The sequence below is a fragment of the Chitinophaga varians genome, from assembly GCF_014529945.1.
Lineage (GTDB): Bacteria > Bacteroidota > Bacteroidia > Chitinophagales > Chitinophagaceae > Chitinophaga > Chitinophaga varians.
Genome location: NZ_JACVFB010000006.1, coordinates 291,646 through 305,154, shown reverse-complemented (window position 1 = coordinate 305,154; position 13,509 = coordinate 291,646). Strand labels below are relative to the sequence as shown.

The window sequence follows — 13,509 nt, the reverse complement described above, 5'->3', positions numbered from 1 at the left end:
TTGAGGTTTTTTACTTGTGGATAGACCAATCCAGTTTATCTTCTTTGAGGTCGAGCGTTACTGACATATCCTTGCTGAGGCTGCCGTCGATGATCATACGTGACAGTGGTTTGCGGAGCTGGCCACGGATCACCTCCCGCAGCGGGCGGGCGCCATAACGGGGCGAATAGCCCATCATCGCGAGATGTTGCCGGGCTGCCGGTGTAACCGTCAGCGTGATCTGTTGTTGTTGCAACAATTGCAGCAGATGTTGCAGATGAATATCAAATATCTTCTCTACGTTTTCCTGCCGGATAGGTCCGAAAGGAACGATCTCCGTCAGCCTGCCGAGGAACTCCGGCCTGAAGTGACGCGTCATCAGTTCCATCAGTTGTTGTGACGGCGGGATCACACCTTGCTCAAAAGAAGTGGCGATGGCGTCGCTACCGATATTAGAGGTAAAGAGCACCAGCGCATTGGAGAAGTCCCCGGTTTTTCCCAGTCTGTCGTGTAATTTACCCTCGTCCATGATCTGTAAGAAGATATCAAATACAGATGGATGGGCTTTTTCTATCTCATCGAATAATACTACTGCGTAGGGTTGTTGCCGTATTTTGTTCACCAGCAGGCCGCCTTCCTCATATCCCACATATCCCGGAGGCGCGCCATACAACAGGGCTGCCGCATGTTCTTCTTTAAACTCGGACATATCGAAGCGGATCATGCAACGCTCGTCCTGGAACAAGAAGTCTGCCAGGGATTTCGCCAGCTCCGTTTTACCGGTACCGGTAGGTCCGAGGAGGAAGAAAGAACCGATGGGCTGTCCGGGTCTGCTGAGGCCGGAGCGTGACTCCAGAATGGCGTCAGACACCGCTTTCAGTGCGTGGTCCTGTCCTACTACTCTTTTACGCAGGTGCAGGTCCATGGCCACGAGGCGTTCTCTTTCCTGTGACTGGATTTTGCCCAGCGGTACGCCTGTCATGCCGGCTATCATCGTAGCCAGATCAACAGGTGTTACGGTCTTATGTTGCACGGACACCACATCGGCCAGCTGGTCCAGCAGCTGTTGCAGGGCATCCAGCAGCGTGTTGGTATCCGTTACTTTGTTCAGTTCTGTTTCTATCTGCAATTTACCGGTCAACAGTGCGCCCAGTCTGTCAGTCAGTTGCCGGTAAAACCAGTGCAGGTCTTCACTTTGTAAGTCTTCCTTACCACGCAGCGTTTCCAGCTCTTCCCGCAGGGAGAGCAACAGTGGAGCGCCTGTGTCCTGCATAGCGCGGATAGCGGCCATGGTACGGTCCAGCAGGTTGATAGCGCTGTCTGGCAGGCAACGTTCTTTCAGGTAACGCCGGGAGAGGCGTATAGCCTCACGGGTGGCATCGGGGGGCACCTGCAACTGATAAAAGCTTTCATACACGGGCACTACGGCGCTCATCATCCTGACAGCCTGTGTTTCATCCGGCTCTCCCAGGGTGATGGTTTCAAATCGATGGCGCAGAATAGCGTCCGGCTCAATGAGTTTACGGAAACCTTCCGGGGTGGTGGTCCCGATGAGGATGATCTCACCTTTTCCCAGCGCAGCCTTGATGACGTTGGCCATGCCGCCGCCGGATTGTTTATCGAGAAGGGTATGAAGATTATCTATAAAGAGTATATGCCTGCCCGTTTGTTTGAGCTGCTGAATGATCTGAAGCAGTCTGTCTTCCAGTTCATTTTTATAGGCGGCCCCGGCAATAAAAGCGCCGTAGTCGAGGGCATATATATCGGATTGCTGTAACTGCAGCGGCACCTGCTTTTGTGCGATGGCACGGGCCAGTCCTTCCACGAGCGCCGTTTTGCCTACGCCGCCTTCGCCGATGATCAATACGCTGGCGCGGTCCTTACGGGTAAGCACCTCCGACAATGCGCGTATGTCGCCATCTCTGCCGATGACCGGGTGATAGGTCTGCAACAGTTGCGGGTCTGTCATCCGGTACACGTACTTCAGCGAGGCCGGTTTAATGGCCGCTGTGGTCGTTTTACCGTTGGCGGTATTGTCGGGTTTGCTGCGACCTTGCTGGCTGGCAGCAATGAGCTGATCACGGGTAAAGGGGAACGATTTTAATTGTTCGTAGGAAAAGCCCACGCCGGGGGTACATAACGCAATCAGCAGGCTCCAGGCATCTGTTTCCGGTTTATCGGCTTCCTGGGCTATACTGAGGGCTTCCTGCAATACTGCCGCAGCAGCATCATCGGGTTCTATGTCATCTACAGTGCGGGATGTACGGGGTAACTCATCCAGCCTGACTTCGGCCCATTCTTCCAGATAGTATACGTCTATATTCATCTGATGCAATAGGGGCGCCAGCCCTACTTCCTTATGCATGGCTGCACGGAGCAGGTGCGCAGGGGCATACTGCACATGATGATGATCTTTTGCAATTGCTTGCGCAATCCGGATGGCGGATTGCAGTTCAACGCTGAATATGGTCAATGTTGAAAGGGTCATTTGGATGATTCAAGGTTTTTCTAATCAAGTTAACAGTTACAACAACGCAGCTGCTTAACAAAAGCAGTTGGGTAAAGATACTGCGAAAACATTTACATAAAATTCAATCTGCAAGAAATTCTTACCAGAGGCTAACATTATCTTTTTCATAAATATTTACTATGGGGGTAACACCTATCAGTATACGCTTTTGAAGTTTCCAGAAACACAATACCAGTATACATTACAAACGATCTACTGCTATCTCATCTCATTAAAATCAAAAATTATTTTAAACATAAAATTAATACATAAATTTTTTATTCGACAAAAAAAGTATCCCGGACATCGAAAGGATGTCTACCAATTAAATAGGTAAAGACATTATTCATGATCGAAAATAAATCATCTTACTTACACGATTTATGCACGAGAATATTTATTTTCGTACAACCTTTATTGAAAAGAGAAAAACCTTTCAGCATCCATGAACCAGAGACCCGTCACAAGGACCTTTTGCCCGGAAACATGCGTCACCATTATCTTTCATAGGACCGCGCCATTTACCTGTTACAACAGTAGGATCACAACGACCATATAAATTTCGTATATCACCTGTTATGCCTGTGTCTATTTGCGTATAGCCATAGGATAACCGGATTGTTAACACTAAAAAAATACTTTTTTATGTCTTTTAAGGCAGAACTGATTATAGGCGGAAAGTCAGCCAATGTACTGGAATGTAATTATGGTTTCTCCCAGGGGACTGACGCCATCGGCAAACCCAGCACCATGCCCCGCGGCGGGACCATCTCCCTGGTATTGGAATCGGCCCGCGATACCGACCTGGTACAATGGATGATCTCCCCGGAGGAAAAACGCGACGGCACCATCGTTTTCAAACGCCGCGATCATGACTCCAGCCTCCGCACCGTGGAATTCACGGAAGGCATCTGCGTACAGTTTCATGAAAGTTACCATCACTCCGGCAGCAGCCCCATGATCACCCACATCGTGATCTCCGCAAGAGAACTTAAAATCGGTAACGTCGCTTATAAAAGAAAATGGGAGGACTAAGCCATGGAGCATATCCCCGAAAATATCAAAGTGGTGGCCCGCTTTATCCTGCTGGCGCTGCAACGTACCCTGGCGGATATCCATATGGGCGAACACCTGGAACAACGTGATCACCAAAAATGGTATAACGAAAGCTTTCTGACCAATGCCAACACAGACATCCAGTTCAGTAAAGCGGAGCAACAACGGCTCAACCAGGGACTAACGGCCATGGCCTATCATCTGCCAGTAGTATTGCATAATGCCGGACTCACCAAAACACTTATACCCGCCTCCCACATCTACTGCCAGCTGCAAAACAACCTGCTGGGCGTATATGTGCAGGAGGTAGGCACCTTCATACTCGATATACAATTCGGCAGGATGGTCACCTTTATGTGGCCGACCATAGCGGAAAACAAAACACAGACGGCCTCCGCAACAGATAGTCTTTCCCGTTACCGGCTGCATACCGCCCCTGACATAGACAGGCAGATCAACCGGGACATCGGATTCCTGAAGGACAAAACAACAGCTGCCGTGCAAGATAAAATAAAGGAGTTCACCAAGGCGCCGGTGGGTGTAAACCTCATGAAGTTCAGAAAGGGTATTCAACGCTTCAGCGGCGCACATGATATCTATAAAGGGTTGTTCAAAGAAAGAGACCTCGTAAAAGGGGTACTGGCCGGAAATCCCGGTGAAATCATGGCCGACCTGAGCAGCAAAAAAGCAGGTGAAGGCAACTTCCCCGGCATCGACTACGTACCCGGCGCCACGCAACTGCTGGACATCATGGGCAACGATAAATTCAAAGAGGCAGACCTGGACAATATCAACATGGCGCAAGAGGCCCCTCCCGAACAAGGTGGCGGATACGGCCCCCTCGCCAGAATGCTGGACGCCTATAACAGGCACTGGGGCACGGAGTTCGTAGGCCTCTATCTCACAGAAGACGCCTATCAGCAATCCTGGCGCAACAAAACCCTTCCGGGATCACTGACCCGCAATTATACCAGCAACTTCGACCCCAACCCCAGGGACGCTTCCGGGCAGCCCTACAAATATTTTATCTACATGCATGTAGAAGACGTCAAAGGCGGTGATATCGATTTTCAAAAAATAGGCGTGATCAAAGTCAACCCGAAAGACTGACCACAAGTATGCATTCATTGACAAAAATTCTTAAACCTGAATACTATGGGTGACGATAAATTTCTGAATAAGTCAACAATAGGCATTGAAGGCTATGCCGGACCGGTGGAGTTTAAAAATGTGACGCTGGAACAGGCCATCGGCAGCCACCATTACTTCAGCTTCCTGTGGCGCCCCGGTAGCCTGAGCAGCAACCTCTCCTATCAACAGGGAATCATCGAAAAATATATTGGTAAAGGCATCTCCATCAACTTCGACAACTTCCGCTTTAAAGGCCTGATCACCAGTATGGCCGTCATCGAGGAAGATGGCGCGGCGATCGGTTTTCAGGTTTCAGGCGTCAGTCCCACCATTCTGCTGGACGATGTTCCGCAGAGCACCTCCTTCTATCAGAAATCCCTGCAACAGGTGATGCAGGGCGCCCTGCAGGATGCCAGCTCCGGCCTGTTGAAGACACAGGTGGTGCCCGCTCATAAAGGCACCCTCCCCTATTGCGTACAATATAACGAGACGGACTTCGATTTCCTCGTGCGTATCTCCGCCCGCTACGGCGAATGGATGTATTACGATGGCAGCGCCCTCGTCATTGGCGACACCCAGAAAAACGAAGTGAAACTCACCAAAAACGTGACGCTTCATCAGCTAAAAACCGTTGCTGCCGTAACACCGCAACGGATTAACTATGTATCGTACGATATGATGAAAGCCTCTCCCCTGAGCGAAAAATCGCAGAAAGCGGACGCCGGCTCCCATCCGCTGATGCACCTTTCTTCCGCTGCGTCAGATGACCTGTACAGTTCTTCTTCCCAGAAACAAACGTTTGTGCATCACGGTTATACACAGGATGAACTGAAGCAGGTAAAGGAGGTACAGAACAAAGTCAACGCAGCAGCGTTTGTTCGGGTAAGCGGCATCAGCGAACTGCCGGTCATGCCCGGACAGCAGATCAACATCGCCAGCGATACCGGACAAAGTGCCTACACCGTTATCTCGGCAACGCACTATGCCAGCACGCCCGGCAACTATCACTGTTCTTTTACCGCTATTCCGGCTGATGTAAAAGTGCCCCCCTACAGTAATCCCCACCTGGTGCCGAAAGCAGATATGCAGAGCGCCATCGTAAAGGACAACAACGATCCGGAAAAACTCGGCCGCGTAAGGGTGCAGTTCTTCTGGCAGCAACAAAATGACATGAGCCCCTGGATACGCCAGGCATCACCGGCCGCCGGAGGTGGTACCGGTTTTCACTTTGTACCGGAAGTAGGCGAAGAAGTAGTGATCGGCTTTGAAGGAGGTAACGCTGAGATGCCTTTTGTATTAGGCAGTAAGTTCAACGGCAAGTCCAAAAGTGGCTACGGCGATGCGCAGAACAATATGAAAGCTATCAAAACCCGCAGCGGTAACCTGATACAGCTCGATGATAACACCGGCAGCGTGACCGTCACCGATAAAAACGGCAGTACCATGATCATGGACGGATCGGGCAATATCACAGTGAAATCGCAAACACTGGTCACCGTAAAAACCGAAGACAAAATTGTGGTAGACGCCCCCAACCAAATAGAATTCCTGTCTAAGGAAATTCATTTGAAAGGCACCAAAAAAGTAATCATCGGGGAAGGAGCGGCCCAAATCACCGTCGATAATGAGTCCAATAAAATTACCAGCGGCGCTGATAAAATAACCGCGACCGCCGACACCCTGCACGAGCTGAAAAGCCTTGCCAATATGAAAATGAGCGCTCTCCATCACGAAACGGAAGGCAATACGCAAGTATCCATCAAAGGCACCTCTATTAAGGTAGACGGGGGCACCACAACGGACATTAAAGGAGGCATGGTAAACCTGAACTGCTAATGAATGAACACAACCCGATAGCGCTGGAGATTAATAAAATTCAGGCACACTGGCGCAAGGCTGTCAGCGGGAATGATCCGCTGCGCCTTGTCCGCTTCATGATATTACCGGAAGAAGCGAGACTCTATGAGGGCTTCTTTAAGCTGGAATCTTCGCCGCATGGCCAACTGGACGAAGTGTTTGTAACACACCTGACGCCATTTGAAGATGAAGACACCTTTAGCGCTGCCATCATCAAAGACTGGCTGACCACTTACGACAATAGCGCAGCACTATTCCAGGAAATGGAAACCAAAGACAGTGCGATGTTGTGGGACCCTGCGCCTTTCCGGCAGTTGCCGGCCGCCGCACCACAGGATAAACAGCTGCTGCAATTGTTAGCATCTTTCCGCGAAGCGTTACCTCACCAGCCTAAAACACTGGTGCTATCGCTGCTTCCATGGCAGGTGAGCGATACCCGCAGTTTTGCCAACTGGCTGACGCGGCTGCTCAAACTGGGCATTCCGGCAGGCGTGCGTATTACCGTAGTAGACCATGTGGGAAAAGATTATCTGCTGATCAATGACCGCCCGTTTCCCGGACAAATCATCTCGTTTCATGTACCGCTGCAACTGGCCAATGCCATCCAACGCCTCGCTACGGCGGGCAATCCCAACGATCCGGAAATAGCGTATCGCAAATGCCTGTTCGAAATGGGCAATGCCGCCAGAGACAAAGACATCAAACGGCTGCACTACTGGGGCGAACGGATGCTGGAAGTCACACAACGCAGCGGGAACAAAGGGCTCTTTGTAACGGCGCATCTTTCTTATGCCGGCATGTTGTTTAATTTCAAACGTGATCCTCAGTTGCCACTACTGCTGGAAAAAGCCACCCGTATTGCCAAACAGGGTGTACAAATGGGTGACAACGCCTGCCTGGCACTCCTGATCCAGGCATACGGTTACCAGGGCGCCTATGCCCAGGTACGACGCAATTACAGCACGGCAATCGAATGGTTCCTGCAACAGGCAGCCCTGGCAGAACAGCACCAATATCTGTCACAGGCGGCTACTTCCTGGTATCAGGCAGTAGAGCTCAGCCGGCGAAAAGACAGCGGCCGCTATCACACCCTGCTGGAACAGGCCTACAAATGCGGCATCCCCATGACGGATGATGAAATCTCTTCTTCTGTATACAGTTTCCTGGCGGCAGATTATCACGATTACGCCTATACGAATAAACAATCTACGCTCGTCCTTGAAATCGATGAACGCATGAGCCGTGTATTTGGCAAAGAATGGAAAGCGGAAGTGGATAAACTGAAGAAATCCAAAATCAAGTCACTGATGCAGCCACAATTGGGCGAAGAGGAAGAAGAAGCGGAAGAAACAGCCGACTCCCCCACAGAAAAACGATAGGGCTTTTAAGAACGGGAAAAAGCGATGGATGTCCAGATACTGCCGTTCTGCCGCAGATCATCCACGATCTCCAGCAAGCCCGCAAAGTCCATGTAAAAATTAGTCAGCAGACGACGGTCTGTCAATGAATCCTGCAAACCGGCTTCAAAGTAGTCTTCACCATGGCTAATGCCGATATAAATGCGGTTATTGTAAAACGACAAAAACAAAGGTGCCTGTGAACGCTCCTGCAGACGGGTGATCTTTTCCAGTAAAGACACGGTGAGTAACTGCTGCGCTTCATCGGCATCTTTGGCATATGCCATAAAGACTTTATTAAAAGCAGCATCCGCTGCCGTTACCTTTTTCCCCAGATTCCAGGTTTCAATATAATCGGTGTCCGTCTGTGTGGCAGACGTGAGACTTTCCATCATCGTCACACGCGGCACGATATATACCGGTGTGTTAAAATAACGGGGGAACTGCGCCATAAAATAAGTGCCTTCAAAAACCACGTCAGCACCCAGTCCACGCAGGGTAACAGTAGGCATATGCGTCACCTTCAGGTCGCACCACTGAAAAGTGAGATCACCGGTTTTACCAAAAACCTGATCATTACCTGTGATATTATACGCTTTGCGGGCGAACAACCCACTCTCGGTAAACTCTTCATAACTGGCATGGTTCAGCGGCTGATAAGTAAACGCAGGATCGATAAAACGGATGATGGGTTGTATCACTTTATTTTTAAAGTCCTGTTTATAATCCACCATTTCCTGCATGCCTTTTTGTTTCGCCATATAACGGCGGAGTGCGAAACTCAGTCCCAGCGTGATAACGATCCCTGCTCCTAATATCAGGAAAACAGACAAACTGTTGGCACCGCTGTTTTCCTGCCGGGGGATGACCACCCACATCAGGAAGACGAAAAAGATGATGACCGGCACCACACCGAGGATGCGCATGCGGCGTACCCAGGCCTGTCCGGCTTTGCGTTGTTTTTCCAGTTGCTGCAGTTGCGCATCCAGTTGTTGGTCTACAAACGTATTAAATTCGGCTAATGTTTTCATACAGTTATAACAGCCTTACGGCATGGTTGTTTAATTGGCGGACCAGTTGGCAGAGGGGTTATTGCCAGCGATGGTGCTTGTTCCGGCCATGCTCACAAAAGCCCTGAAAGGTTGTACATTTTCTTCGGAAAGCGGTAGTTTATAAGACTTCCTGCCGGGACCTATCACGATCTGTGCATATTCCATCGGGAACAACCGGACACGGATAATGCGCAGCGGCAAAATGAGTTTGTAATCGGTGTAGGTGTTCAGGTTACTGACAGTCTCCCCTTTCCGCAGGCATTCCACCAATTCGTCGATTTTCTGCTGGCGCTTGCTGGCCTGCATCAGCATGATGGCATAAGGGATTACCGGGCCGATAGCTATGAAGCAAAAAATGAGGATCAGCAATGGCGGGATCTCAGCACTGCTTTTGAGGACGGAGGTAAGGACCACTGCCAATAACAGCAATGCCAGTATTTCCGCGGTGATCAGCGCCTGAAATATCTGCTTTTTATCTTTTTCGTGGATACTCGTCAACGTTGCCTTTAGGTCCTGTAGACTTTTCATATGGTAGCTAGTTTTTCAATATCAGGAAATCCGGGGATGGGTCAACCTTTTTCCGTGACGAAGTAAAGTAAAAAGCATGACATCACAAAATAGATCCTTATTCTTTCCGGGCTACCGGCGGGAAAGCAAAATCCTTCCAGGCGGCTTCTGCTTCTGCCGGCGTGATATCGCCATCGTACACCATTACACGGTAGGTCAACGTATACTCATTGCCGTTAGTAAGCGTCCAGGATTTCATTTTCGTGGGGGAATAGTTGAGCATCAGTTCACCGCCTTCCATATTTTCGGGCCACACGCGCAGTGGCTCCGGGGAGTCATAGTTAGTCGGCGCATTCATGATAAGCAGTCCGGCTTTGCCTTGTGGCGTGGTGCCGGTTATTTTCACCCAGCGGGCGCGGGTGCTGTCAGCATCCTTACGGGTTTTGCCTTCAGCGGTAAGCACCTGGCTGGTGCCGGCGGTGAAGGAAGCGGTGGTACGCAGTCCGAATCCGCCGCCATAGCGATACTGCAGCAGGGTGATACCATCGCTGGTGGCCGGTGTGAACAGGGAGGTGATGTCCCATAAGCGGCGCTTCCCGTTGTCGGTGGCCGGATAAGCCCGCACTTTCCAGGTTTCGTTGATGGCTACTTTTTCCGTGCCGTTTTTCAGCAATGCCACATGTTCCTGGCGGGCGCTGAAGCCGCACCAGGCGTTGCCGGAGGTAACGGATTCCATTTTCACGAAACGTACTTTGCCTTCTTTTTTCTGAACGTTCCAGAAATCGGTCTCCCTTCCTTCAAAAGAGGTGTGGGTCCATGGATTCCAGATGCCCATATGATGGCGGTGCCCGGCGTTAGGGAAAGCGTTGGTGAGTACCGCACCGTTGGGGGCCCACAGCGGATGGATAAAGGCGCTGCGACGATATACCGTATCACTGCCGGCGGGTGGTTCCACCGTAGCGTAGTTGTATTGCAGAATTTTTTTTGTCCCCTGTTGCAGCAGGAGGGCACGGCGGTCATCGGTTACCTGCATGGCCGGGAGCGTGGATGTTTTCCGGTTGGCTTTTTTCAGTTCGTACGATCTGTTGGCGCCTGCGGGCGTATGGCCTTCCAGTATCCACCACAGTTCCCCTTCAGCCGCTGTAACGGCGACGGGCATACGTTTTTTACCCGTCACTTCTTCCAGCAGCAGGGTTTCAGTGTCTGCCGGCTGCTCCAGCCTTATATGTACGATGCTGTTGTAACGGGCGATATCGCCAGCCTGTACGGTATAGCGGGCGATGACCTGTGCGGCGGCTTCCTGGCCTGCCAGCAGGCCGCTCAGAAGACATAAGTTCCGGAAATATGTTTTCATCTGCAAACGTTTGCAACAAAATACGGTTTCCTTTTTCACTATGCAAGTCCTTTGCGTAGCGGTACGTTAATATTGTTACCGGAAGCTTGCGGGTTATCCTTTTATTTTAATATTTTTAGCGCTTTAATGAAGGATATATGGCAAGCCCCGCGATTCATATGTTGACAACGAAGCTCATTATAACCAATAAGACGGCCTTACAGAAGAAGTATGGAGACCAGCATCAGGTGTTACTGGACGACCTTAAAGCGTTGCAGGCAGCTGATGCCGGCAGGCAATTGTCCACACAACTGATTTTTCTGGATGATGCTACACAGATGCAGGCCTGCCAGTCGGCCCCGGTGACAGACGTAACGGATGAAGCCCAGCATAAAAAAGCGATCGATGATTTATACCGGTTTTATTCTCCCGGTTATATCATGCTGGTGGGCGCCCAGGACATTGTTCCCTTCCAGCGGTTAAAAAACCTGTTGAAAGACAATGACCCTGACAGCCTTATCCCCAGCGATCTGCCCTATGCCTGCGAGGCACCCTATGACACTGATCCCGGCAAATTTATTGCGCCCACACGGGTAATCGGTCGCCTGCCGGACGTTCCGGGAGTGGCTGATCCGGCCTATCTGCGATCACTCATAAAAGACATACTGAACACAGTATCACAACCCCTGCAGGTGTACAAGCCTTATTTCGCTGCCAGTACTTTTGACTGGCAGGACTCAACGCAAAACAGCCTGCAAAACATATTCGGCGACAAAAACAGCCTGCTGGTATTCCCGGGCACGGATACCCTGAACGGCAGCAACTGGTCTACCCAGATGATGCCGAAAACACATTTCATCAACTGCCACGGTGCCGTGTATAATCCTGGCTACTATGGCCAGAAATCAGCCGATTTCCCGCTGGCCATGCGCTCAGACACCATCACGGCCAAACTGAGCACCGGCACCGTAGTGGCGGCTGAATGCTGCTATGGCGGCCAACTGTACGACCCGCAGAAAAATGCGGCCAGGCTGATGAGCATGGCCAACAGCTATTTACTTAATCACGCCATCGCTTTTGTGGGCGCTTCCAACATCGCCTACGGCCCACCTACCGGCCAGGGGCTGGCGGACCTGCTGACGCAGTTTTTTCTGATCAACGTGCTCAATGGCGCCTCCACCGGCAGGGCACTGCTCGAAGCCCGTCAGCGCTTCCTGCATGAAATGGGTCCCACCCTCGATCCGTTTGAGCTGAAAACAGCGGCCCAGTTTTATCTGCTGGGCGACCCGTCACTGCAGCCGGTGATCAACGACAGAGATCCCAGCACTGACGGCGTTACACAGCCTTTTGTAAACACCCTTCAGAACCGCCGCGATAATCTGGAGGCCCGTGGTAAAATGCTCGACGATTTCCTGGTCACACCGGAACATACGGCAGACACTCATGCCACCGATCCCGCACTGGAAGCGGCCATGCATTCGCTGTTGGGAGAAAAGCAGTTCACCACGCCACCGCCTGCCAAAACATTCATCAGCCAGCGGAAAAGCCTGCCGACGAACGCTGCATCAGGCACTTCCATGCCATCTGTAAAATTTCATGTATTTTCGGAATCAGCAGTCAGTGGAGAGCGCACCAGTACCAAAGTGCTGGTAGTAAAAGAAAAAAACAATCAAATACTGGGCTACCGTGAATATGTCAGCAGATAATCATCACGAAAAAAATATCATCCGCCTTACCGGTCGTCTGGTATTGCGGACCTTCGGCCAGCGCTCCAAAAGCGAGCACCTTGGCGTTTATTTTGTCACCGATCAGGGCGATTACCTGATACGCCCTGCCAGCGCCAACCCCTTCATGAACAACCCGCTGATGAAACTGGCCGGTAAAACCATCACCGCAGAGGGATATATCGTTGACTATGTATTTCTGGCCAGCTCATGGAAAGAAGGCGAAGAAGATCCTCACCCGGATGCTGCTATTTAGCGGTTTTTTATTACTTTGGCAGTTGATGCCATCCCGCACGCATAGATGACAACAGCAACCTATGAGCTTATCCTCTTTTATAACCACCCTGGTCCGCGATGGACAAGTGACTGTAGCCACTGTGGTTCATCCCTTTTCCCAGGATGACCTGACCGAAGCCCGGACGGTGCTCCTGAATTATTATCAGCACGATATTACCGACATGCCCGGACAAGCGCCCGCTTTCGACGGCGATACCGCCTTGTGGGCAGCAGGCTTCATTTACAGGGCAGCACAACTGATCAGACTACGGCATATCGACAATGCCGGCATCGATCAATGGTTGCCCAAACATCCGGGAGCGAACGCACCGGAAGCCGTTTACTCCGCCGACCTGTGTCTGCGTTATCTTCCCGACCTGCTCGGCATGGCCAAAGACCTTGCACCCGCAGATCCGCTGGTACAACGCATCACCGAAACAGCCGCCCAGTGGCCGTTCTCGTCAACCGGCATGAACATCTTTCCGGACATCCCCATCACTGCTATCACCGGACACCCTTCGCTGTTGCTGGCCTATACCGACCGCGTCATCGCCAGCAAGGACACCGGCAGATGCAGCAACCCCACAGTAATGACCGCCGTCAAAGCCGCCCTCGGCAATTATGCCGATCTGCTGTGGCCCGGATTCCATAGCAGCTTTCGGGACTAAAAACCGATACATTAACCCAT

The 13,509-nt window shown here is 51.1% G+C and carries 11 protein-coding genes; 7 read left to right on the top strand and 4 right to left on the bottom strand.

Going from position 1 to position 13,509, the window contains the following annotated elements; genetic code table 11:
- Positions 1–10 precede the first annotated feature (10 nt).
- Positions 11–2,467, bottom strand: coding sequence for an AAA family ATPase (locus ICL55_RS27630; RefSeq protein WP_188103721.1), 2,457 nt, complete (start codon positions 2,465–2,467; stop codon positions 11–13).
- 666 nt (positions 2,468–3,133) lie between these two features.
- On the opposite strand from ICL55_RS27630, the gene tssD reads away from it, so the two are divergent.
- Genes tssD through ICL55_RS27610 form a run of 4 tightly spaced genes read left to right on the top strand, consistent with a single transcriptional unit; the run spans position 3,134 to position 7,911 of the window.
- Positions 3,134–3,523, top strand: coding sequence for a type VI secretion system tube protein TssD (tssD, locus tag ICL55_RS27625; RefSeq protein WP_188103719.1), 390 nt, complete (start codon positions 3,134–3,136; stop codon positions 3,521–3,523).
- A gap of 3 nt (positions 3,524–3,526) precedes the next feature.
- Positions 3,527–4,654 carry a hypothetical protein gene (locus ICL55_RS27620; RefSeq protein ID WP_188103715.1) on the top strand — a complete coding sequence of 376 codons (1,128 nt, stop codon included), beginning with the start codon at positions 3,527–3,529 and terminating at the stop codon, positions 4,652–4,654.
- Positions 4,655–4,699: 45 nt separating this feature from the next.
- Positions 4,700–6,511, top strand: a complete 1,812-nt coding sequence (locus ICL55_RS27615; RefSeq protein ID WP_188103713.1) for a type VI secretion system Vgr family protein — start codon at positions 4,700–4,702, stop codon at positions 6,509–6,511.
- A complete protein-coding gene (locus ICL55_RS27610) occupies positions 6,511–7,911 on the top strand; it encodes a hypothetical protein (RefSeq protein WP_188103711.1) in 1,401 nt (466 codons plus the stop codon). The genes ICL55_RS27615 and ICL55_RS27610 overlap by 1 nt, the downstream gene beginning before the upstream one ends.
- A 5-nt stretch (positions 7,912–7,916) precedes the next feature.
- Here the strand turns inward: ICL55_RS27610 and ICL55_RS27605 are convergent, their stop codons facing one another.
- From ICL55_RS27605 to ICL55_RS27595, 3 genes are all read right to left on the bottom strand, one after another.
- Positions 7,917–8,960 (bottom strand): DUF3137 domain-containing protein, encoded by a 1,044-nt coding sequence (locus tag ICL55_RS27605; protein WP_188103709.1) that lies wholly within the window; start codon positions 8,958–8,960, stop codon positions 7,917–7,919.
- Between the two features lie 30 nt (positions 8,961–8,990).
- Complete coding sequence (locus tag ICL55_RS27600; protein WP_188103707.1) at positions 8,991–9,509, bottom strand: hypothetical protein; 519 nt, start codon at positions 9,507–9,509, stop codon at positions 8,991–8,993.
- Positions 9,510–9,606: 97 nt separating this feature from the next.
- Positions 9,607–10,842 carry a DUF6807 domain-containing protein gene (locus ICL55_RS27595; protein ID WP_188103705.1) on the bottom strand — a complete coding sequence of 412 codons (1,236 nt, stop codon included), beginning with the start codon at positions 10,840–10,842 and terminating at the stop codon, positions 9,607–9,609.
- A gap of 158 nt (positions 10,843–11,000) precedes the next feature.
- Between ICL55_RS27595 and ICL55_RS27590 the strand changes: the two genes are divergently transcribed.
- From ICL55_RS27590 to ICL55_RS27580, 3 genes are all read left to right on the top strand, one after another.
- Positions 11,001–12,527, top strand: coding sequence for a C25 family cysteine peptidase (locus ICL55_RS27590; protein ID WP_223151623.1), 1,527 nt, complete (start codon positions 11,001–11,003; stop codon positions 12,525–12,527).
- The gene (locus ICL55_RS27585) at positions 12,514–12,801 is read left to right on the top strand and encodes a hypothetical protein (RefSeq protein ID WP_188103701.1); all 288 of its coding nucleotides are present in this window, start codon (positions 12,514–12,516) and stop codon (positions 12,799–12,801) included. Before ICL55_RS27590 ends, ICL55_RS27585 begins: the two co-directional genes overlap by 14 nt.
- 61 nt (positions 12,802–12,862) lie before the next feature.
- Positions 12,863–13,489, top strand: coding sequence for a hypothetical protein (locus ICL55_RS27580; RefSeq protein WP_188103699.1), 627 nt, complete (start codon positions 12,863–12,865; stop codon positions 13,487–13,489).
- Positions 13,490–13,509: the final 20 nt, after the last annotated feature.

Excerpts from the sequence above, each read along its gene's own strand:
- ICL55_RS27630 (WP_188103721.1), bottom strand. The coding sequence starts at position 2,467 with ATGACCCTTTCAACATTGACCATATTCAGCGTTGAACTGCAATCCGCC.
- tssD (WP_188103719.1), top strand. The coding sequence starts at position 3,134 with ATGTCTTTTAAGGCAGAACTGATTATAGGCGGAAAGTCAGCCAATGTA.
- ICL55_RS27620 (WP_188103715.1), top strand. The coding sequence starts at position 3,527 with ATGGAGCATATCCCCGAAAATATCAAAGTGGTGGCCCGCTTTATCCTG.
- ICL55_RS27615 (WP_188103713.1), top strand. The coding sequence starts at position 4,700 with ATGGGTGACGATAAATTTCTGAATAAGTCAACAATAGGCATTGAAGGC.
- ICL55_RS27610 (WP_188103711.1), top strand. The coding sequence starts at position 6,511 with ATGAATGAACACAACCCGATAGCGCTGGAGATTAATAAAATTCAGGCA.
- ICL55_RS27605 (WP_188103709.1), bottom strand. The coding sequence starts at position 8,960 with ATGAAAACATTAGCCGAATTTAATACGTTTGTAGACCAACAACTGGAT.
- ICL55_RS27600 (WP_188103707.1), bottom strand. The coding sequence starts at position 9,509 with ATGAAAAGTCTACAGGACCTAAAGGCAACGTTGACGAGTATCCACGAA.
- ICL55_RS27595 (WP_188103705.1), bottom strand. The coding sequence starts at position 10,842 with ATGAAAACATATTTCCGGAACTTATGTCTTCTGAGCGGCCTGCTGGCA.
- ICL55_RS27590 (WP_223151623.1), top strand. The coding sequence starts at position 11,001 with ATGTTGACAACGAAGCTCATTATAACCAATAAGACGGCCTTACAGAAG.
- ICL55_RS27585 (WP_188103701.1), top strand. The coding sequence starts at position 12,514 with ATGTCAGCAGATAATCATCACGAAAAAAATATCATCCGCCTTACCGGT.
- ICL55_RS27580 (WP_188103699.1), top strand. The coding sequence starts at position 12,863 with ATGAGCTTATCCTCTTTTATAACCACCCTGGTCCGCGATGGACAAGTG.